Raw genomic sequence first — 21,984 nt, 5'->3', positions numbered from 1 at the left:
CCAATGAACAACAAAAACAACGAACTAAACGAAAGAAGGGATTTCATCAAAACCTCTGCAATTCTTACCGGAGGCGCTCTCTTGAGCAGTATTCCACTTGCCGGAGCTTATGCTTCAGGATCTGACACGATCAAAATTGCACTGATTGGCTGCGGCAGCCGCGGTACAGGTGCGGCATTTCAGGCTTTAAGCACCAAATTCAATCTGAAACTGGTTGCTATGGTCGATGCTTTCCCCGACAAACTGGAGAAGAGTCATAAATCATTACTGGCAAAATTTGGCGCAGAAAAGATCAGTGTTCCTGAAGATAAAAAATTTACAGGGTTTGAGGGTTATAAACAGGCAATGGAAGATGCAGATGTTGTACTTCTGTGTACTCCTCCGGGATTCAGACCCGCCCATTTTGCAGAGGCTGTAAAGCAAAACAAGCAAATCTTTATGGAAAAACCGGTGGCTACCGACTCTCCGGGAATCCGCAGTGTTCTTGCAACCGCTGAAGAAGCCAAACGCAAGAAACTAAATGTGGTTGTAGGCTTACAGCGTCATTACCAAAAAAATTACAGGGAGCTGATCAAAAGAGTACATCAGGGTGAACTTGGGGATATTGTTTCCGGGCAAGTATACTGGAACAGCGGTGGCGTATGGGTAAACCCTCGTCAGCCTAACCAAACCGAAATGGAGTATCAGATGAGAAACTGGTACTATTTTAACTGGCTTTGCGGTGATCATATTGTAGAGCAGCATGTTCATAATATCGATGTTGCCAACTGGGTAAAAAATAAATATCCTGTTTCTGCCTATGGTGCAGGTGGTCGATTCTTACGTACCGGTAAAGATTACGGAGAAATTTTTGACAATCACTCTATCGAATTTGTTTATGATGACGGAAGTGTGATCTCCAGCCAGTGTCGTCATTTTACAGGCGGAGCTAACCGTGTTGATGAAACATTCCAGGGTACTAAGGGTAAGATATTCCTGGATTCAAACAACAGAGGAAAAATCTGGGATCATAAAGGCAAGGTTCTGGTAAATTATGAAGGGAAGACTGATGCTAATCCATATCAGACGGAACACGATGAACTATTTGCTGCCATTACCGCAAATCAGTATAAATTCGCTGATGCTGAAAATGCTGCTAAAAGTACCATGACCGCAATTATGGGACGTTATGCAAGTTATTCAGGCGATGTCATTAAGTGGGATGACGCCTTAAATTCAAACATTAACCTGATGCCCGACAAACTGGCATGGGATGCATTGCCAAAGATATTACCAAATTTTGATGGAACATATCCATACGCTATTCCGGGTGTAACTAAAGTGATCTAGGCTGCTTAAACTTAAGAAAAATGAAACGAAGCGAATTCATAAAAAGCAGTATCATGCTGGGGCTTTCTGCTGCGGCAGGAACATCTGCAACAGCTGCCGGTACCGAAACAAAACCGGCCGCAGAAAAAACCTTCAACCTGAATTATGCTCCTCATGCCGGCATGTTTGCTGCACATGCAGGAGCAGATTTTATTGACCAGATCAAATTCATGCACGATCAGGGCTTCCGCAGTATTGAAGATAATGGATTGATGAAGCGCACAGTTCAGATGCAGGAGCAGATTGGAAGCGCCCTCGAAAAATCAGGGATGACAATGGGGGTTTTTGTGGTCGATAAAGGCGGGAACGGTGCAAATACGCTTGCTGCAGGCAAGAAAGAATATATTGATATCTTTCTGGATGGCTGCCGTAAGGCAGTGGATGTGGCAAAACGTGTAAATGCCAAATGGGCAACTGTTGTCCCGGGAGATTTTGAACGCTCTCTTCCTATCGGTATTCAAACCGGAAATGTGATTGAAGCATTAAGGCGCGGAGCCGAAATTCTGGAGCCGCATGGACTGATCATGGTGCTTGAGCCACTCAGCGATACCCCTGACTTGTTCCTTCGTCATGCCGATCAGACACACCTGATCTGCAAAGGAGTTAAGAGCCCATCCTGCAAAATACTTTACGACATTTACCATATGCAGCGTAATGAGGGTAACCTGATCACTACCATGGAAAAATGCTGGGATGAGATTGCTTATATTCAGATAGGAGATAATCCGGGAAGAAAAGAACCCGGAACCGGAGAGATCAATTACAGAAATATATTTAAATACATTGACGGGAAAGGCTACAAAGGAGTTCTTGGTATGGAACATGGAAATGCAAAACCTGGAAAAGAAGGCGAACTTGCATTGATCAAAGCTTATCGCGAGGCAGATATGTTTAAATAAAGTCTCCTGAACAGGAAATTATAAAAATGAAGGGCCGGGCTTAAATCCGGCCCTTCATTTTTTCAAGATAAGAGAGCACATCATCCTCACTTACATTGTCAAAGTTTTCATAAAAGGAGCCTACACTCTCAAAGTATGGTGGGATATGCAGAACAAGCAATTCATCAACTTTATTTTTAAGCTTGTCAACTGCCTCAATAGACGCTACAGGAACAGCAATCACAATTTTAGCAGGATAACTTTTCCTGAGCAATTGCACAGTGCTTAACAGGGTATTTCCTGTTGCCATTCCATCGTCTATAATTAATACAGTCTTTTCCTTAAGATCTACAGTATCATATTTACCACTGAACTTATCTGCCATCCCCTGCAGTTTCGCTCTGACCAGTTTCAACTCCTGCTCAATGTATTCACGGCTTACTTCATGATGTGGCTCTACAAAATAATCAGTAAGGCTTGCAGCACCAATGGCATATTCCTTATTTGTTGGATGACCAATCTTTTTGGTAAAAATAATCTGCATTGGAAAGTCAAGTTCCTTTGCAACAATGTAAGCAAGTGGCACTCCTCCTTTTGGCACAGCCATTACCACGCCAGGTTCATCTTTGTATTTGCTTAGTTTATTGGCGAGCAATTTCGCTGCTTCAATTCGGTCTTTAAATATCATTGCTGAATTATTACATCATGATAAATGATTACTAAACCAGGAAACTGCCAGCTTTGCCACCTCTGCAAGTTTGCCTTCTTCTTCAAACAGATGTGTTGCACCCTCCACAAGCTCAAGTTGCTTTTCACAGCTTAAGCTCTGCAGTGCAATCAAATTAAGCTCATGAACCTCCTGATCCAGACTTCCCACGATCAGCAAAGTTGGCGCTTGTACATGCGGTAATTCACCCATTGCCAGATCGGGCCTGCCCCCCCTGCTCACTACCGCAAAAATATGCTTCAGCTTTGCGGCGGCTTTTAAAGCTGAAGCAGCCCCGGTACTTGCCCCAAAATAACCAATAGGCAGATTATTTACTTCAGGAATCTTACTCAGCCAGTTACTTGTTGCAATGAGCCTGTCGGTCAGCAGTTCAATATCAAAACGTTTATCGTAATCACGGTCTTCCTCAACAGTTAGTAAATCAAACAGCAAGGTTCCAAATCCATTTTCATTGAGGTAAGAAGCCACGTACTGATTGCGACTGCTTAATCTGCTGCTGCCACTCCCATGAGAGAAAATGACAACTGCTTTACTTTCATGCGGGAGTGTGAGGTCGCCCTTTAAGCTGACATCTTTCAGGGATATAATACATTCTTTTTTAAAGAACTTATTCATGTATCAGGATTTGCTATTTTCCGTGCTCCTCAATTACAGCAGGAAAAGAAGTCTTCAGATTCGTTTCTTAAATTTAAGGATAATCAAATCCAAACAAGCAATAAAGATAAATCAATTTAAGATCAGTAATCTTCAAAATTGTACCTTCAATGGATCTGGCCCCATTATCTGAATTAAAATAATGCACTATCATCACCCTGTTTTTATCCAACAGCACTGGCCAGGCATAGCCAATATCGCTGTTGCCTCCATCTTCATGTAATATAAACTCAGGAGCAATCGCAAAATCAGTACATTCAGCCTTCAAAATACATGCAGGTATACCGTATGACCATAAATGAGCAGAACCCTGTTATCAGGCAATCGCAGGGTATTCATAAACTGCTATGATCTTTTGATTCCACCGTATGCCCCATTCAAAGCATCAACAGATCGGAGAACATTTTAGTAAAAAGGATCAGAATGCCTCCTGATCTTTGATCAATCCGGGATATGAAGAAACTGAAACTCTTTCAGCTAAACAGACTTGAAAAAAGCCCAAGCGCAAGCGGGATAGCAAGAATTAATCCCATGATGAAATAAGATCTGACATGGGCAAAATTCAATGTCCAGCCAATTCCGACCCGCTTTTCGACCCAGACAGAAGGATCATTCGGATTATAATAGATGATCCCAAACCTCCATAGATCATTATTTTGTTTATCGAATTCATTCATATATGAATATACAGATTTTATGTAAAAACTTAATTAAGCACAGCACATTTGCTTTCCGGATACATGTATTCCTGCTTGCTTGTTTCCATTAAAATACGGATATTCAGAAAGATTTGAGTTCAGTGGATTCCGGGTTAATTCATTAATAAATTTATAGCTATGGTCAATCAGACAAATAAATCATTCAAGTGTTTAAATCGGAATTCGCTGAGAACTTTATTGACAATTCTGACCGGAATATTTCTTTTTTCCTGCCGCCAATCCGGATATGATGACCTGCCCGTTAAAGGCCTGCGTGAGCCTGTAGAAATCATACGGGATGAATGGGGAGTAAATCATATTTACGCTGAAAACCAGCATGATCTGTTCTTTGCTCAGGGCTATGCCGCAGCCAAAGACAGACTGTTTCAGTTTGAGATCTGGAGAAGGCAGGCTACCGGCACAGTTGCAGAAATTCTCGGAGAAAGAGAAATTAAGCGTGATATCGGAACCCGGCTTTTCAAATTCAGGGGCGATATGAAGCAGGAAATGAATCATTATCATAAAGATGGTGAAGAGATCATCACGGCCTATGCTGACGGAGTAAATGCTTATATTGAGGAAGCTCTGAAAAACCCGGAGAAGCTGCCTGTAGAATTCAGGTTATTGAACATCAAACCGGAAAAATGGACTCCTGAAATCGTAATTTCAAGGCATCAGGGATTGTTAGGCAATATCGGGCTTGAATTAAAAACCGGACGTGCAGTTGCCCTTCTGGGTTCTGCAGAAGTTAAGAAACTTGCCTCCTATCATCCCAAAGATCCAAATATAGATCTGGATCCTGCAATCAATAAGAATCTGCTGTTTGACAACATCCTTGAACTTTACGATGCTTTCAGGGCAACTTTACGTTTCGAACCTGAAGATATTTTACCTGAATACCGTTCTGATCCAAAACTGTCTGCACGGATTGATATTCAGTCGGCAAATGAAAGCAGGGAAGATCCAAAATCCATCGGAAGCAATAACTGGGTAGTTAAAGGCAAACTGATGGCAGACGGGAATGCATATATGGCAAATGATCCGCACCGAACCATTTCTGTTCCATCACTACGCTATATGGCTCATCTTTCTGCTCCGGGATGGAATGTGATCGGAGGTGGTGAACCTGAGATTCCGGGTATTTCTATCGGACATAATGAGTATGGTGCATGGGGACTAACTATTTTCGGCACCGACAGTGAGGATATGTACGTTTATGATCTGAACCCTTCAAACCTTCGTCAGTACAAATACAAAGGTGAGTGGAAAGATATGAAAGTAATTACTGAATCAATTAGAGTAAAAGGCAAGTCCGATGTAAAAACCGATCTTTTGTATACGGTGCATGGTCCGGTAACTTATGTTGATTCTGCCCATAAAAAAGCCTATGCTATCCGCTGCGGCTGGCTCGAACCGGGAGGAGCTCCCTACCTCGCCTCTCTCCGTATGGATCAGGCTAAGAACTGGGAAGAATTCCGCGATGCCTGTTCATACAGCCATATTCCAAGTTTGAACATGGTCTGGGCAGATAAAAAGGGTAATATCGGCTGGCAGGTTGTTGGTATTTCTCCTGTACGGAAAAAATCAAGCGGCCTGGTACCTGTTCCGGGTGATGGTCGTTTCGAATGGGATGGCTATTTACCGATCAAAGAAAGACCGAACACCTACAATCCTGAAAAAGGCTTCTGGGCCACCGCAAACCAGAATGTCACTCCTCCTGAATATACGCACTGGGATGCCATCGGACATGTCTGGGCTGATCCTTACCGTGGCAACCGCATCAATGAAGTACTTGGAGCAGGGAAAAAACTGACGATGAATGATATGCAGTCTCTTCAGGTAGATTATCTCTCCATACCGGCAAGAACAATAAGTCCGCTGCTTGCCGGATTAAAGCTTGAAGGCAAGACTGCCGAAGCCCGAAACAAACTCAAAAACTGGGATTTTAAACTTAATCCAAACTCTGTAGAAGCGGCTATTTATGTAGCCTGGGAAAGCAGGATCAAGGAAATGGGGAAACAACAATTTGTTCCTGAATCTGTTCAGGATCTGATCAGTCTTCAGACCAGCAAACTGGTCGATTGGATTATGCACCCCGACAGTAAATTTGGTCAGGATCCTAAATCAGGGCGTGACCGTTTCATTACCGAAGCGTTTATTGAAGGCATTAAAGACCTGGAAAACAAACTGGGACCAGACATGAACAAATGGCAATACGGTCAGGAGAAGTACAAACATACTTATATGTCGCATCCTCTCGGATCACTGGTCAGAGACAGTATCAAAGCAAAGCTCGACCTCGGTCCTCTGGCAAGAGGCGGATACGGTGATACACCGGGATCAACCGGTGGAAACCTTCGCCAAAGTACCGGAGCCTCATTCAGGATGATTGTCAATACCGGCGACTGGGATGCAGCGCTGGCTACCAACGGACCGGGACAATCAGGCAATCCTGATAGCCCTTTCTATCGTAATCTTTTTGAACCATGGGCTAAGGATCAGTATTTCCCGATCTATTATTCAAAGGGAAAAATTGAAAAAGCGAGTGTGAGTAAAGTATTATTAAAGCCTGCTGAATAAAAACTATTTATTTAACTTATTTTGAATTCATATTTTCAGATTAAAATCAGTTAAAAAATCTATGAAGAATTTGATCATTGCATTAATCATGCTGGGCTTTTCATCCTGCGGACAAAAAACTGTTGAAGATAAACGTCCGGCAGATCAGATGAATTTTGTAAAATATGTGAAAGAGCTAAGAGACAGGGTAAATGCAGCCGGAGAGGATAAAACTTTGCGGGGAAAAATTCTTGATCAGGGCGTTATTGATGTAAAAGTCTATGTAAAAGATACCCTGAGCCTAAAATTCAACAAGTGGCAGGCAAAAGTTCTCGAGATTAAGCAAAATTCACAAAACCCGGCTTCCACAGATGTGAAATTAGGCATGACTATAGACCCGGATAATCAAAGTGCAGAAAAAGCAATTGTTTTGAGCAGCTCGGTGATTGATGCAGCATTATCAAAAACCATCAAAACATTAAAAACAGGTGATCAGGTAATCGTCAGCGGAGATTACATTGAGAAAAAGGGCTTTATTGATATAGACAGCTACAGCCGTTATAAATTCTCCAAAAATGTATTTGACAATCCTGAGTTTAAAACAAATATTACCGCAGCAGAAAAGCTGTAAGCTTTTCTGACTTTCTTAAAACAGATAAGCGAAGACCCCTTACAATCTGATCTACAAATGAATATCCTGAACAATATCAATGCACTGAACATCGATTACGACAATTTACCAAAACCCGGCGGTTCATATCAGGCTGTTAATATCCGTGGTAAAATTGTCTGGGTTGCCATTCAGTTCCCAATTAAAAACGGACAGTTACAGCATTCTGGTCGTTTAGGAGTGGATATCAGTACTGCTCAGGGCTATGAGGCTGCGGGAATATGTGCCCTGAATATTATTGGTCAGATCCAGAAACATATCGGCTTTGAAAAGATTGAGGGACTTAATCATCTGGATATTTATTTTCAGAATGCTGAAAACTGGAACGAAGGCCCCGCAGTGGCAAACGGAGCATCCGATCTTTTCAATCAGGTATTAGGTGATACCGGAAAACATACCAGAACCATCGTTGGGGTTCATTCCCTCTCCAGAAATTCGTGCATTGCAATAACAAGCTCCTTTACTTTAAAATAAAACTCCCTGCTTTTATCAATGGAGTGCAATGAATAGCTTATCTGAACTATTCAGACTAAAATTTATCTGAACAGAGTGCTGAATCCGGTAAATACTTCCCATTATTGCAGAATGAATCATTTCATATTACGACATATCAAAACGTTTGAAATGATCGGTGTAATCATGCGCATTATAAGCTTTACACTGGTCAGCTGGCTTGGACCTGAAAGCCCTTTTCTATTTGTCTGGATATTTAATACTGCCGATGCCGCACTGCTATCCTGGTGTGCAATTTTAAAAAAAGACAGAGCCTATACCGTATTAAATCTGTTCTGGATCATGGTAGGTATTGTTGGAATGCTAAGAGCCTGGTGACCATTTTTTTAATCAATCACAATTATTTCTACGGTTCCTGGCTTTATTTTAAAACTGAAACTGCTCTGCATCAGAATCAGTTTAAAATGAAAAGCAATAGCAATCAAAAAATATCCAGGCTCAGTTTTTTAAAGCACGGGATTGTATTTTAAAGATGATAAAAATCTCAAACAGTCAGGTAATAATCAAGGCTTTCAAAAATTTCATCCCCGGTACAGAAAATATCATAGCCGCATTTTCCAATTTCACTTAACAATGAAAAACTGATCTTTCCGGCATTGTTCTTCTTATCATTTTTCATAATCTCAAGCAGATCCGTATAACTGGCTTTGTTGAGTTTATAGAAAGGATAAATATTCTTCAATGCTTTTACGATTTCATCCAGTTCTGATGGTTTCAGTCCGTTTTTCCTGACAGACAGCCATGCTTCACAAATAAACCCGATGGCAATAGCCTCCCCATGAAGAAGAGGCATCTTATCATGCCTGAGCGACCAGCTTTCAACCGCATGGCCTATGGTATGCCCGAAATTCAATATTTTACGCAGTCCCTTCTCCAGCGGATCTTCAATAACCACTTCATTCTTAATTTCAACCGAACGGTGTATGATCTGATCATTCAAATCTGCCGGTGTTATATCCCTGAGCATATTGAAAAGGTTTCGGTCATAGATCATTCCATGCTTAATTACTTCGGCATATCCTGAACGCAGTTCCCTTTCACTCAGTGTTTTTAAAAACCCGCTGTAAATGAACACTGCTTTAGGCTGAGTAAAAGTACCGATGATGTTTTTGACATTTTCCATATCAATACCAGTCTTACCACCAACAGAAGCATCCACCTGCGAAAGCAGGGTAGTTGGAACCTGCACAAAATCAATACCCCGCTTAAAGGTTGAAGCGGCAAAGCCCCCCATATCGGTAATCACCCCTCCTCCCAGATTGATCATGATACTGTTGCGGTCTGCTCCGAAATCAAGAAGCATTCTCCAGATACCGATACAGAAATCTATATTCTTATTTTCCTCTCCGGGACTTACTTCTATAAGGTCAAATTCAATGTCGCCAAGGGCATTCTGAAGAATTGGCAGGCAATGAATCTCTGTATTACTGTCTACAAGAACAAATACCTTACTGTAGTTCTTTTCATTTAAAAAATTTCGTAATTCCTGAAGGCTGTCCCCGAAAAAAACCGAATAACTTATACTTTTAATAGGTTTCATTTAACTTTTATTTTTTGGCCCCTGCACTCAACGATATCCCCACGTCTTACTTTCAGACGTTTACGGTAATCAATTTCTCCATTATATTTTACTTCTCCATCTGATACCAGCATTTGCGCTTCGCCACCACTTTGAACAATGTTTGTGGCTTTCAGCAACTGAATCAGAGGTATGAATTCTCCTTCTAATGTAAAATCAAGCATAGTACAAATTTACAATTTTTTTAATGGCATCTTAATCTCTCATTATTTCTAACTTTGTAGCCATAACCAATTATAAAAAGCCTCCCGGCTATGAACCAAAATCTTTCTTTTGACGACACTGAGATTGCTTTTCGTGGTAAAACGAATGCAGATCTGAATCGTGCATACTGGCTGTTCAGGATGATCAACGTCAATTTCCTTACGAAGATAGGTCCTCCAATAACCATTTTCGCCCTTAAGATCGGTTTACCCATCCAATCACTGATCCAATCGACCATTTTTCGTCATTTTTGCGGCGGAGAGAGCATTCAGGATTGTGAAAAAACGGTAAATCAGCTTGATGCAGGCGGTGTTGGGTCGATCCTGGACTATTCTGTGGAAGGCGAAGAAGATGAAGAAATTTTTGATGCCACCTGTGAGGAGATCATGAAAACAATTAAGCGTGCAGATGGAGATGAACGGATTCCATTTACCGTGTTTAAAAGTACCGGACTGGCAAGATTTGCTTTGCTGGAGAAAACAGATACCAAACAAGCTCTGGACACAGGCAAGAACGCAGAGTTTGAGCGGATCAAAAGCAGGATCGACCGGATTTGCGGATATGCATATGACCTGAACGTCAGGGTGATGATCGATGCTGAAGAAAGCTGGATACAGGATACGATTGATTCTCTCGCTTTGGAAATGATGCGCAGATACAATCAGGAAAATGCTATTGTATTCAATACCTATCAGTTATATAGAAATGATAAACTGGATTCACTGAAAGCTGATCATAAAATTGCAAAAAAAGAAGGCTTTTTCCTTGGAGCCAAGCTCGTACGTGGGGCATACATGGAAAAGGAACGTAAACGGGCTGAAGAATTAAATTATCCCTCACCAATAAATAAAGACAAGGAATCGACCGACAGAGATTATAATGACGCTTTGAAATTCTGTCTGGATAATATTGCGAATATTTCATTTATTGCCGGTACGCATAATGAAAATAGTTGTCGCTTATTGGCAGAACTTCTGGACAAAGACGGTATTCCTCACAATCACGGACATGTGTTCTTCTCACAGCTTCTTGGCATGAGTGATAATTTAAGTTTTAACCTCGCTGCTTCTGGCTATAATGTGGCAAAATATGTCCCGTACGGACCAGTAAAAGCGGTGATGCCCTATCTGTTCAGAAGAGCTGAGGAAAACACATCGGTTGCCGGACAAATGAGCAGGGAATTACGCCTGATCAATGCTGAAAAAAAACGTCGTAAACTGGATTAATTTCTAAATTTTCCCTTGCCGTTAAGCAGTTCCCTGAACAGCAGTAAATCTGATAGCAGACCATATAATCAGTGTAATCCGGATTTTATTTTTTGAGTATTCCTGAAGAGTATAGAAAATTTTCCAGGCTTTCATCCTTTGTAAGCAAATGTGTATGCAGACCCAGATTTGCTGCTGTCTTTAAATGCTGGGGACTGTCATCAATGAACAAAGTTTCTGCCGGATCAAGCTGATGTTCCTTTAAAACATATTCAAAAATCTCAGGATTGGGCTTGCGCATTTTCATGAGATGAGAGTAATAATCCTTTTCAAAAAAGATCGCATTTGAGTCGAGATGGTGCTCCCTTCTCAAATAATCGATGATCCAGTTGTAATGAATCTCATTATTATTACTCAGCAGAAAAGTACGGTATTGGTCTTTGACTTTGAGCAGTAAATCATGATTAGGCTCAGGTACTCCGATCAACAGAGAATTCCATGCATTATCAATCTGATCGTCTGTCAGTTCAGGATTTCCGATGATTTTCCGGATGCCCTCCCTGAATTCTTCAGCTGAAATTAAGCCCCGTTCAAACTGATCGAAAATCGGGGCATGCCCTGCATGAGAAAAAAAATGCTCAACATCTTTAATACCCAGATCGGTAAAACTTTGCTGTGCACGCTTAAAATCTATTGTGAATATCACATTGCCATAATCAAAAATTATATTGCTAATCTTATTCATATCTTTAGTGTAAAAACAATTCTGACCTCATCAGACATATTATTGAATGACCTTTAATCCGAACATCTACTCCATCATTCTGATTCTCTGTGGCTTGATCACATTTTATATGTGTTACTGGATCTTTCGCAGATATGAAATTGTGGTTCGCTGGTTTGGATTTATGATGCTTGGCATTGCCATTTGGGCGCTAAGTTATGGATTTGAACTCTCAAGTTCCACTCTGGATGAGATGTTATTCTGGATCAATATTGAATACCTTGGCATCTCATTTATTCCGGCGTTCTGGCTTCTGTTTATCTCCAGATATACTGGAAGAGACAAATGGCTTTCGACCACCAATTTCATCCTTCTGATGAAGGTTCCGGTAATTACCCTGCTTCTGGTCTGGACAAACAATTTGCATCACCTTCATTATAAAAGTGTTTCTGTTGATCGCTCAGGCGACTTCCCCCTGTTAAGTATACAAACCGGTCCATGGTACGTGGTGCATACCGTATATTTTTATTTGCTCCTGGCATGGGGGGTATATCTGCTGATCGATAAGTTCAGAAGATCAGACCCTGTTTTCAAAAAACAGCATTTATCAGTCATGATTGCCGCCTTTATTCCCTGGATTGCAAATATTGCATACCTGATGGGATTCAGACCAATGGGGCATGTTGACAGTACGCCATTTGCATTTATAATTACAGCACTTGCTATCAGCGTCGGATTAGTTAAATTTAAACTGATGGACATTATTCCGGTTGCCCGGGATAAGGTAATTGATGCCATGAACCAGGGATTGATCGTAGCTGATAGCATGGGACGAATCATCGACCTGAACAGGGAATCCAGAAAAATATTTTCATTGAGGGGTGAAAGTATGATCGGCAGAAATATTGACAGCATCTTTGAGGGGCAATCAGAGCTTCTGGAATTCATTCAGAAAAAGAAACCCGGACGGATCAAGATCGAAATTCAAAAAAACGGAAAACCTGTTTTCCTTGAAGTGAATCTGAGTCCCCTATTTGAGGATACACTTATTTACAGCGGCTTAATTTTGCTGGTTAGAGATATTACAGATCAGGTTTATATCGAAAACAAAATCAGAACTCAGTCTGAACAGCTACAGGCAACCAATAAACTAAAAGATCGTCTATTCTCCATCATTTCTCATGATCTGCGCGGACCACTAATCAACCTGAATGATATCATTAAACTACTGAATGAAGGCGCAATCTCTGATGAGGAGTTTCATGCCTTTATTCCTGTTCTGTCACGTAATATCGGATACACCACCGGACTACTAGAAAATCTTCTGTTCTGGTCGAGGAGTCAGCTTCAGGGAGAGATGATCAACCCGGTACATTTCAATTTAAAGGAAGTCTGCGATAACATACTTCATCTTTTTGAGAATGCTATTGCAGAGAAAATGCTGAAGGTTGAGAATAATATTGACGAGAGCTGCATCGTTTATGCCGACAAGGATATGATTCAGCTGGTAATGAGAAACCTGATCTCGAATGCGGCTAAGTTTTCGAAACGTGGCGGAAGTATCATTCTGAGCTCAGGAACTGAAGGTGAATATTCAGTGATCTGCTGCAGAGATACCGGGGTTGGAATATCAGAAGCAAACCAGAAGAAGCTATTTGAGCAGGAAACCTTTACTACCCCGGGTACTGAGAATGAGCAGGGCACCGGACTGGGCCTGTTATTATGCAAAGATTTCGTTGAGAAAAACGGCGGTACCATCCGGGTAGAAAGCGAACTGAATAAAGGCAGTAAATTCTGTATAAAGATCCCAAACCAGCCATTTGTATCAGTTGATCAAGGCGAATTTGAAGAATCTGAGGCTCAGGTACTGGATTAATCTCAGATCCTTAGTTCTACAAATCAATTTATATTCAGGAATTGTTTATTCAAGTAGATAGTTATTTCAGGATGAGAAATGCATAAAAAATAGTTTTCTGAATTCTATTTTTGAATTCCAATGCATTTATATAGATTTGCAACCTCGTTTAACCACCAGAGTTTAATACAGGTGAGAAATACACGAGTCGTCTTAGTTAAAGCTACGGCGGACGAGTCCTGCGCCCATAGCTCAGTTGGTTAGAGTAGAAGACTCATAAAGCAATTTTCGTAATTCTCACCGTTTTTCAGACCATTCAATTCTATCATCAATTTGACGTTATTGTCGCTTAAATGCCTATTTTCCTTATGTTTTCAATTGAGACCTGTTAAATAATTAATTTATAATCTCTGTTCCAAATTCCCTGATTTAACCAAGAATTTGGTTTTTTGTCTCGCGTTTGTCTCTTAAAAAAACCTCCTTTCTGTTTAAATTCTAATTTACAATTCCTTTAGATTAATCCTTCATCTGCAAAACTAAAGTATGCATCTCTTGTCAGGATTATATGATCTAGTACTGGTAGATCTAAAAACTGTCCTGCTGCTTTTAATTTTCTTGTAAGCTCTATATCTGCCTGGCTAGGTTTAAGGTTACCACTGGGATGATTATGGACCAAAATCACTGATGATGCATTGCATTTAAGTGCTGAAACAAATATCACCTTTGGATCAGCTATCGTCCCTGCTGTACCACCTACAGAGATAGGTACAATCCCTAAAACCCTGTTAGCCCTGTTAAGCAGTATAATCTTAAATTCCTCAATGAACTCAATAATTTCAAAGTTCCAGTTCTCTTTCAAAACGGTATAAACTTCAACCGATGAGTTAATCTGCGGTCTGTCAGATGCCTTTACTGATGTCTTGTAGGTTAATTTTACCTCAGCTACCTTTAAATTTTGTTTAGTTTCCATATTTTTTTATTTATATGGAACTCAATCAGCTTTCTATCTCCACTAAATAAAGGAGGAGTGGAATAAATGGACTTGTGCGTGGCATAGTGGGTTTATGCCAAGCTCCTTTTAATGTGTGGAGATTGAAAGATAAATTTGTGGAGATTATTAATAATAAAGTAGTTGAAGTCTTTGTGGTCGTGGCCAAATAAATAAGCGTATTATTGCTCCTTTGTGGTTGTCTAACACTATAGTCAGATTATTTAATTTTCATCCGTAATCGTTCCATTTCATCAACAACTTCATTTAATTTAATAATTTCAGATCCCCTAGCTAGGTTAATGTATAATTCAGGATTTAGCCAAAACCTTGATTTATGATAAAGAATATCACCTAGTCCGGCATCAACAACCAGTGTCGCAGTTGCAGCTTCATTCCAGGCTTCAGCTAAAGTTATGCTCGGTAGATATTCCCCTTTTTCATTCTTTAAGTAATTGTAAGTTTGGATAAAAGCGTGATTTATCAATCCATGTGCTTTGGCTATACTCTGTTTGTTAGCAGCTTTCCTGCCAGAGAAATCTGCTAAAATATCATATGCTAGTGTTAGCAGGGCTGAGATTTCAATTGAACTGGGCATTTATTTATCAGGGAACGATTTACTGAATACTAATCCATAACTTTCATTGCCTTATTAATCGCATCAACGATATAAGGTATAGCAATGACTAAATCCTCTGGGAAATCACTCCAATCAAAATCATGTTTGCTAGATCCTGAACTGTGAATCTGCGTAAATTTTACTTGCAGACCCCCCACTATCCCGTTCCAATGAATTGGCGGTTCCCATGTAAAAGGATTCATGGCTTGATCGGCATCAAGGTAGAAATCATTCTTAATTATTTGACTGTAGCCATCTGGGTATTCTCCGGTAACTTTTGACATAATGCGATTAGTAGTTGTGTATGATGAATGGTGGTTAGGAAACTTGTTGCACACTTGCTGTACTAAAAAAGTAGTCATATATCTTTCTTAGAAACATAACCTCTTCTTTATTCAAACCGGTCTCCTTTGAACCCTCGTGTGCAAGTATATTTCTATGTGAATTGAATATTGTTATCCATTTAAGTTGTTGTTTCGGACCATGTACGCCGTGTCCGACATCAATCGTGAATTCTTTTTCAAAAGTCTTAAACCCTAGTCTATCAGACTCATCTTCAGGAACTTTAGTCCAGTATGATTCTAGTATTTTCTTATAGTCTACGATAGTAAACATCTCTGTCCACTCAACGTTTGATTTTGATAATTGCTCTTTGTAGTTCTTTGTATTCTCATCGCCAGCCCGCTTCATGCAAGCTTGATATATGTCATTTATTTCCAAAGTCCAATTATCCTTGAACAGTAACTTCAGCTTATCGATAACTGCTTTCTTAATATACTTCTCAACAGCGATAATGTATTTTCGTCCTTCATCCTGAAGTTGAACGTCATTTTTCTCTCTCCAGGAGATAAGTTCAGGAGGATTGTATTCTGGATGCCTGATATTTACTAAGGATTGAAAAAAGCTTAACCATTGAGATTCTGCACCAGTTCCAAATATGGATAGTTGTTTTCTCTCCTCTTCAGGTGTGATATTATTCAAACCTTCAAGTAGTGAATGCAAGAATGGTTTAATCGCTTCAAAACGATCATTGCTCTGTGTATCAGGACTGAAATTATTGATTTCTGAGATATAAGTATTGATTAGCCCTATTAATCTGACGAAAGCAAAAGTTCCTCTTACTGAGACTATAAAGTATTGTGGTCGTTCAAAGATCGCGGGATAATGGTCAGCTACGTATTCGTAACATTGTAATAAAAAGCGAACCACATTTTTTCTAGCCCTCTTCATTTCTACTTCGTGGTTCTGATTGGCGATATTATAAAGGAGCCCTGCGTTCGTTCCATTTGAATATTTATTACCCCTTGCATAAGGGATTAAACCTGATTGGCTTATGGCTGTTATGAAGGCTTTCATAGAAAGAACTGAACCATCCTCACCAATTGTAATTTTGTTAAATAATGGGCTATCCTGTGTATTAGATAATCCCTTTACTATTGAAGATCTCAATGCCTTCATCCTCAATTCTGCTTTAGGTGACAACCAGTAGAGATCTTCTTCTAAGTCGTGTTTTAGGCTAGGGCTAACAGCTTTTTGATTCTGATTAATATCCATGAAAGTCTTTAACTGCTCTTCTGCGGGTAACTTGTTAAAAGCCACAACTGGTATCGTATCAGTATCTTTATATCGAGAATTTGCGTAGCCATATAGTCGGTGTTGTCCATCGATGATATAAGCTATTGCGTAGGCATTTGGTATTTTCAAAGTCCCAAATCTTGAGGAGGAATGCGATAGTTTAGACGAGGGTTCAAATTGTATATCATGTTTCTGTTGACTGAAATTTAAAATTAATGAGTTAGGGAAATACCCGCCCTCATCAATAAATTTGGTTATGCCGCCAAGTCGCTTTGAAACTAATAATCTTTGATATGTTGGTAGCTCCTCTACATTAGCACGAGTTCGATGCATGATGAAGCTCATCTTGAGTAATAATTTAGGCTCAATTGAAAACATGTAATATTTTCTGTCCCCCATATCTCCCTCTACAGCAGGGATTTCTATCCTGTCTTGATTTATGAGTTCATTTTTGAATAATAAACCCAAAAATTGATATGTAGCAACTCCCTTGTAAGCTTTCAGGAGGCTATTGATATAGGTAAAGGTATTATCTCCATAATAAAACGATCCGGAAACTCTCAATCTAAGGTAGTCTACGTCAGTTGGATCTATCCGTAGATTCCTTGTGGCAAAAATATATTTCACTTTACGACCGCGACCAAATGCTTGCTCAATGGTCTTTCGAAATCCATCGAGTTTGATAGGCAAAGATTCAAGAACCTCTTTGAACGAAGGTGCCTTTTGCAATGACTGACTAGACTTGCATTCAATTAATAAAACAGTTTCATTGTCGATCGCAACGACATCGACTTGCTGTTTATTATGAGCACCTTCTGCGTAAGGTATCGTGCATTGTTCATCATAATTCAAGTGCCTATAACCCAATTCATATAACTGACACCATATATCATCTTCAAACTGTGTAGAGTGTGACTTCGGCTTCCTTACTTTGGTTTTCGTAGCCATTTTCTTTCGCTCTACTACAATCTCCCAGCCATCAGCCATCATATCATCTACCCTTGAATGATCTACACTTAATGTGTAATGAGTGCTCTTTTTTGCCTTGTAGATTTTCCCCAAAACTGATAAGTCACTTACTAACTTACTTTTGAATTGGTCTATTTCGTATTGGGGTAAAAAGCTCATAATGTTGAATTTGTTATAATCAATTCACTGTATTGACCTCTAATTGCATTCTTGCCTCCGATGAGACTAGCTCGGTTCATTCTAAAGATCTGATCACCTTCCTTATGAAATATTCTTTCTATTTCATGGTGATCAGCGTTGGTTAGTATGTAGTATGCACCTCTATCCTTTATTTCGTCGATATATTCTGATAGCCTTATTTGCGACTCTAAATCGAATAACTTTTTATTATATTTAATGAATCCGTTGTTGTTATGAGTTACTGTATAAGGTGGGTCAATAAAAACCAAGTCTCCCTTCCCGACAGCTTTTAAACTACTGTGGAAGTCGTTGTGGACAATTTTACGGCCTTGCAGTACAAGGCTTGCAGCAGTTAAGTTCGCTTCGTCTAAGAAATCTTTGTTACGGTAACCGTAAGGGACATTGTATTCACCTTTGAGGTTTACCCGATAGATGCCATTAAATGAAGTTTGATTGAGAAAAATAAAACGAGCCGCTTTCTCAACTTCACTTTGTACCTGAGTATTTCTGAGCTGATAATAGCATTCTTCCGTGTTTTCGTATTGCCTTAACTCCTTAATTACTTGGTCAATATTGTTTTGAACTTGAAGGTAAGTTCCGATTAGCTCCTCGTTCAGATCCGATATTATAGCTTTATTAGGGTGAAGATGAAAATAAATTGAACCTCCACCCACGAAAGGTTCGTGATACTTCACAAAACCCTTAGACGGTAAAAAATTTGCAATATGCTTGGTCAACCAGCTTTTGCCACCAGCCCACCTAAGAAAGGGTTTTGCTACGGTTAACTTCTCCTTCATTGTTAGTAAATGTATAAATATTAATTATTGAGACAAAATTCATAATATGTCGCATATTGATGAGAATAATGAAGCTATAACGATGTGCGAACCGCCTTTGCGAATCGAATGAGGTCACGGGCGTAAAACTCGCAGAGTGAGCCGGTGATATGTTTTCCCTTCAGAAAACACGAGGTTTGGCGGAATTGTTGATTTAATGGATTTGTGGGTTGGAAACTCAATAATTGTGACAGACCGATGCCGAGTGAGGCCGCAGGTTCGCCTACTGGTGAGAAGCGGTTATATTTCTGCCAGGGCTATGGAAGGGAGGAAATATAAGTGAGCTTCTACGTAGCAACCCGCTTGCTCAAAGCATTAAGCATGACAGATATTCTATAAGGTTGGATCCTGGTTGATTAAACCAAGATCTGTGCGATGGGAATATCTGGCGTTCTTGATGCGAGCTTAGTCGTTGCGGAGTGCGTATCTTCCTGAGTCTGACATTCAAAGCTTCCACTGGCTCTTAATAGTACGACTGGTCCGCACGAACCCATAAAGAGAGCACTACCACTGACTTCCCTTAAAACTGAAGACCAAACCATCACTTTCTCCCTGTAAGCAGCAAAGAGAGGAAGGGATGGATTTGGGATGATTAGAAGCCGTCGTTTATGCTAAGGCTATGTAAATATTCGATTTCAGTTTGCATTGTTTGTTCAAACGATGAGTATTTACTTTCCATAGTTGGGAAGAATGCCTTTAATTCGATTATAGTTTTGCAAACCAATAGTTGAACAATCATTAAAAGGTGGTGACTTCTAGTGTTAGCGTCTGAGTGGCGGTAGCCACCATCTTTAATTTGCATTATGCTGATGAACTCACTATGAGAGTAATTAGATTTATATCCGTATAGGTTTTTAAAGAAATGAGTATTAAGATTGCTCTTCTTAATTAGTGCAGCCCATGAATTAAAGAGCCTAGCCTTCTTCCCGTCTAGTATCTCGGTTCTCTGTTTACTAGAATAGGATTTAAATAGGTTCGATTGAGTTATCTGATCCTTAAGGTCTTGGACTTGCTCGCCTTCCTTTATTTGCTTCTCCTTAGCTTTAGATGTATTTATTATATCGAATTCCGATCTTTGTTTTAGACCTGAATAACGATAAACCAATAGCCGAAACACCTTCTCCTCATCGGATATATTATCTATGTATAAGTAGTGGAAGGTTAGATAATTCTCAAGGATTGTTCGTAGTATAATTATTATGCTTGGCTCATCAAGCACTTTAAGAAATGCTCCTTCAAATTTAACAGGTAGTTCTGTGCCGTTAAAAAGATGGATTAACGAACAAGTATGGTAGCAAAACTTAAAGACAATTGGTTCAGACCATGTCTTCCAGCCTGCAATTTTAACAGATTCAGTTGCTAGAGAATCGATTAATTCTAAAAGGACATTAACCTTCTGCAGTACAACTTCCCCATATTGTATATTGGTTGTGCTCTCACTGTCGAAGGTTATTTTAAGAAGAGCTTGAAGCTTGGATATCTCATTATTCGTCATGGTATGAAGTTACAGGATCTGAGGGATTTATAGTCTTTGTAACGTCTCAATCTGCACTTTGTGTCTCTTTCCGTCGATAGTAATTGATATAAAGCTTCGTTGATTTAAGCTCTCATTAGAGCTTATTTTTATTTCATATTGTCTCACTTTTGTCTCACTTTTTGTCTCGCTAATTGAAACTGTAAGGATGTTTACAGGTAAAACTGATGATAGTGAAGGCAGCATGAATCGCAGTAAATTTTAAAGCTGTATCCAGAATTCTACTGATTAAATCCCTTATATATTGCGATTAGTGATCAAATTCGAATAATTCCTAAATTCTATTTTAGAATCCCAAAGCATTTCCGTAAAATTGCAACCTCAAATCATGCTGCCTTTTGGTGGAATGAGCGCCCATAGCTCAGTTGGTTAGAGTAGAAGACTCATAATCTTTTGGTCCCTGGTTCGAGCCCAGGTGGGCGCACAAAAAGCAACTCAATGAGTTGCTTTTTTTTATGCGCACCTTAGCGAGAAGCTTTCCCGACGTCAGGAGGGAAAACAGGTGGGCGCACTGAGTAACCTGAGAGGGTTGCTATTTTTTTATTATAAAAATGGGAAATACCACAAGCTTAACTCCTAAGCATTTTCTTCTTCTGCTTTCTATCGTGATCATCTGGGGCGTTAATTTTGTTGCGGTATTTATCGGTCTCAGGACTTTCCCACCATTTCTGTTAAGTGCTCTTCGCTTTGGTCTTTCAGCCCTGCCCTGGGTTTTCTTTTTACCCAGGCCTAAAGCTCCCTTAAAGCTGGTTGTATATTATGGCGTGCTTAACTTCGCCATGCAATTCGGACTGATCTTCACGGGAATTCATCTCGGAATATCTCCCGGACTTGCCTCGCTCGTTCTCCAGATTCAGGTCTTCTTCTCCATGGGTCTGGCTTTCTTATTTTTTCATGACCGGCCGAGCCCTTTTAAAATCGCCGGCTCATTGATTTCTTTCATTGGAATTGGAATTGTTGCATTTCATGTTGAAGGCGACAGTACCTTTCTGGGTCTGATTCTGATGTTGCTTGCTGCCCTATCCTGGTCTGGAGGGAATATATTCACAAAGAAGATCCATGCTGAGTCGCCCCTGGCTCTTGTAGTTTGGGGAAATCTGTTTGCATTTCCGGTTATGGTTGCGGTTTCCTTGTTTTTTGAAGGACCGGCTGTCATCATGAATTCTCTGAACAATATGTCATGGACCGCCGTAGGAGCTGTCCTTTATATTGTTTACATGTCAACTCATGTTGGATATGGTGCCTGGAGTTTTCTGATGAAGTCTTATTCCACATCGGTTGTCGTTCCATTTACCTTATTGGTTCCGGTGGTAGGATTTGTCAGTTCAGCGATCTATTTAGGTGAACCATTCCCGATGTGGAAGTTTGTAGCCTCTCTGTTTATCCTGGGGGGACTGATCTTTGGCTTGCTCGAAAAGCAGGTGCGCGGACTGATCAGGGGTTTGCAAACAAAGGTTTAGGCTGACATAGCGGCACTAAAAATAAACTTGTGGGCACTGTATTTATTCCCACATACTTCCCCCATTCGGGCTTGGGGAAAGACTAAAATGAATTCTTCTATAAACATGTGACCCCTTCAGGCAATGTCATTAAGTTAAGGGAAAAAGCATAAAAAAGGCCATAAAGAAGATTGCAGTAAGTAGTTTTGA

Annotated in this window: 22 protein-coding genes and 1 tRNA gene; 10 read left to right on the top strand and 13 right to left on the bottom strand. The window is 40.1% G+C overall.

The window, feature by feature from the left end; all coding sequences use genetic code 11:
• The first annotated feature begins 3 nt into the window (after positions 1–3).
• Positions 4–1,329: a Gfo/Idh/MocA family oxidoreductase gene (locus P2W72_RS08000; protein ID WP_276360631.1), complete on the top strand. Its 1,326-nt coding sequence runs from the start codon at positions 4–6 to the stop codon at positions 1,327–1,329.
• A 20-nt stretch (positions 1,330–1,349) separates the two neighbouring features.
• Positions 1,350–2,267, top strand: a complete 918-nt coding sequence (locus tag P2W72_RS07995) for a TIM barrel protein (protein ID WP_276360628.1) — start codon at positions 1,350–1,352, stop codon at positions 2,265–2,267.
• 40 nt (positions 2,268–2,307) lie between these two features.
• Here the strand turns inward: P2W72_RS07995 and P2W72_RS07990 are convergent, their stop codons facing one another.
• The 4 genes from P2W72_RS07990 to P2W72_RS07975 form a co-directional block, all read right to left on the bottom strand.
• Positions 2,308–2,934 (bottom strand): phosphoribosyltransferase family protein, encoded by a 627-nt coding sequence (locus P2W72_RS07990; protein ID WP_276360625.1) that lies wholly within the window; start codon positions 2,932–2,934, stop codon positions 2,308–2,310.
• Between the two features lie 15 nt (positions 2,935–2,949).
• Complete coding sequence (locus P2W72_RS07985; RefSeq protein WP_276360623.1) at positions 2,950–3,588, bottom strand: alpha/beta hydrolase; 639 nt, start codon at positions 3,586–3,588, stop codon at positions 2,950–2,952.
• A gap of 73 nt (positions 3,589–3,661) precedes the next feature.
• Positions 3,662–3,895 carry a hypothetical protein gene (locus tag P2W72_RS07980; RefSeq protein WP_276360620.1) on the bottom strand — a complete coding sequence of 78 codons (234 nt, stop codon included), beginning with the start codon at positions 3,893–3,895 and terminating at the stop codon, positions 3,662–3,664.
• 205 nt (positions 3,896–4,100) lie between these two features.
• Positions 4,101–4,304 (bottom strand): DUF5808 domain-containing protein, encoded by a 204-nt coding sequence (locus P2W72_RS07975; RefSeq protein WP_276360618.1) that lies wholly within the window; start codon positions 4,302–4,304, stop codon positions 4,101–4,103.
• Between the two features lie 159 nt (positions 4,305–4,463).
• Between P2W72_RS07975 and P2W72_RS07970 the strand changes: the two genes are divergently transcribed.
• The 4 genes from P2W72_RS07970 to P2W72_RS07955 all read left to right on the top strand — a co-directional run bounded on the left by P2W72_RS07970 (position 4,464) and on the right by P2W72_RS07955 (position 8,385).
• Positions 4,464–6,905 (top strand): penicillin acylase family protein, encoded by a 2,442-nt coding sequence (locus tag P2W72_RS07970; RefSeq protein ID WP_276360616.1) that lies wholly within the window; start codon positions 4,464–4,466, stop codon positions 6,903–6,905.
• A gap of 61 nt (positions 6,906–6,966) precedes the next feature.
• On the top strand, positions 6,967–7,515 hold the full coding sequence (locus P2W72_RS07965; protein WP_276360613.1) for a hypothetical protein: 549 nt from the start codon (positions 6,967–6,969) through the stop codon (positions 7,513–7,515).
• Between the two features lie 57 nt (positions 7,516–7,572).
• Complete coding sequence (locus P2W72_RS07960; protein ID WP_276360610.1) at positions 7,573–8,028, top strand: RidA family protein; 456 nt, start codon at positions 7,573–7,575, stop codon at positions 8,026–8,028.
• Between the two features lie 111 nt (positions 8,029–8,139).
• On the top strand, positions 8,140–8,385 hold the full coding sequence (locus tag P2W72_RS07955) for a hypothetical protein (protein WP_276360608.1): 246 nt from the start codon (positions 8,140–8,142) through the stop codon (positions 8,383–8,385).
• 166 nt (positions 8,386–8,551) lie between these two features.
• On the opposite strand, the gene aroB is transcribed toward P2W72_RS07955, so the two are convergent.
• Complete coding sequence (gene aroB / locus P2W72_RS07950) at positions 8,552–9,607, bottom strand: 3-dehydroquinate synthase (RefSeq protein ID WP_276360606.1); 1,056 nt, start codon at positions 9,605–9,607, stop codon at positions 8,552–8,554.
• Positions 9,604–9,810, bottom strand: a complete 207-nt coding sequence (locus P2W72_RS07945; RefSeq protein ID WP_276360603.1) for an RNA-binding S4 domain-containing protein — start codon at positions 9,808–9,810, stop codon at positions 9,604–9,606. The genes aroB and P2W72_RS07945 overlap by 4 nt, the downstream gene beginning before the upstream one ends.
• 90 nt (positions 9,811–9,900) lie before the next feature.
• Between P2W72_RS07945 and P2W72_RS07940 the strand changes: the two genes are divergently transcribed.
• Positions 9,901–11,076: a proline dehydrogenase family protein gene (locus P2W72_RS07940; RefSeq protein WP_276360601.1), complete on the top strand. Its 1,176-nt coding sequence runs from the start codon at positions 9,901–9,903 to the stop codon at positions 11,074–11,076.
• An 85-nt stretch (positions 11,077–11,161) separates the two neighbouring features.
• Here P2W72_RS07940 and P2W72_RS07935 read toward each other — a convergent pair whose 3' ends face one another.
• On the bottom strand, positions 11,162–11,800 hold the full coding sequence (locus P2W72_RS07935; RefSeq protein ID WP_276360597.1) for an HAD family phosphatase: 639 nt from the start codon (positions 11,798–11,800) through the stop codon (positions 11,162–11,164).
• 46 nt (positions 11,801–11,846) lie between these two features.
• Between P2W72_RS07935 and P2W72_RS07930 the strand changes: the two genes are divergently transcribed.
• Positions 11,847–13,655 carry a histidine kinase N-terminal 7TM domain-containing protein gene (locus P2W72_RS07930; RefSeq protein ID WP_276360594.1) on the top strand — a complete coding sequence of 603 codons (1,809 nt, stop codon included), beginning with the start codon at positions 11,847–11,849 and terminating at the stop codon, positions 13,653–13,655.
• Between the two features lie 490 nt (positions 13,656–14,145).
• Here the strand turns inward: P2W72_RS07930 and P2W72_RS07925 are convergent, their stop codons facing one another.
• The 6 genes from P2W72_RS07925 to P2W72_RS07900 all read right to left on the bottom strand — a co-directional run bounded on the left by P2W72_RS07925 (position 14,146) and on the right by P2W72_RS07900 (position 20,296).
• Positions 14,146–14,604: a JAB domain-containing protein gene (locus P2W72_RS07925; protein ID WP_276360591.1), complete on the bottom strand. Its 459-nt coding sequence runs from the start codon at positions 14,602–14,604 to the stop codon at positions 14,146–14,148.
• Positions 14,605–14,842: 238 nt separating this feature from the next.
• Entirely contained in the window at positions 14,843–15,220 is a 378-nt protein-coding gene (locus P2W72_RS07920) for a hypothetical protein (protein ID WP_276360588.1), read from the bottom strand.
• 29 nt (positions 15,221–15,249) lie between these two features.
• Positions 15,250–15,525: a hypothetical protein gene (locus P2W72_RS07915; protein ID WP_276360585.1), complete on the bottom strand. Its 276-nt coding sequence runs from the start codon at positions 15,523–15,525 to the stop codon at positions 15,250–15,252.
• Positions 15,526–15,559: 34 nt separating this feature from the next.
• A complete protein-coding gene (locus P2W72_RS07910) occupies positions 15,560–17,944 on the bottom strand; it encodes a DGQHR domain-containing protein (RefSeq protein WP_276360583.1) in 2,385 nt (794 codons plus the stop codon).
• Positions 17,941–18,762, bottom strand: a complete 822-nt coding sequence (locus P2W72_RS07905; protein WP_276360581.1) for a Dam family site-specific DNA-(adenine-N6)-methyltransferase — start codon at positions 18,760–18,762, stop codon at positions 17,941–17,943. Before P2W72_RS07905 ends, P2W72_RS07910 begins: the two co-directional genes overlap by 4 nt.
• A 631-nt stretch (positions 18,763–19,393) precedes the next feature.
• A complete protein-coding gene (locus tag P2W72_RS07900) occupies positions 19,394–20,296 on the bottom strand; it encodes a DUF5677 domain-containing protein (RefSeq protein ID WP_276360579.1) in 903 nt (300 codons plus the stop codon).
• Positions 20,297–20,685: 389 nt separating this feature from the next.
• Between P2W72_RS07900 and P2W72_RS07895 the strand changes: the two genes are divergently transcribed.
• Together P2W72_RS07895 and P2W72_RS07890 are read left to right on the top strand one after the other, a co-directional pair.
• Positions 20,686–20,759: transfer RNA gene (locus tag P2W72_RS07895), tRNA-Ile, on the top strand.
• 127 nt (positions 20,760–20,886) lie between these two features.
• Entirely contained in the window at positions 20,887–21,795 is a 909-nt protein-coding gene (locus P2W72_RS07890) for an EamA family transporter (protein ID WP_276360577.1), read from the top strand.
• The last annotated feature ends 189 nt before the right edge of the window (positions 21,796–21,984 follow it).

Source organism: Daejeonella sp. H1SJ63 (assembly GCF_029360775.1).
Classification (GTDB): Bacteria; Bacteroidota; Bacteroidia; order Sphingobacteriales; family Sphingobacteriaceae; genus Daejeonella.
Note: the sequence above shows the minus strand (reverse complement) of the source record. Positions and strands in the feature narration are given on the sequence as shown.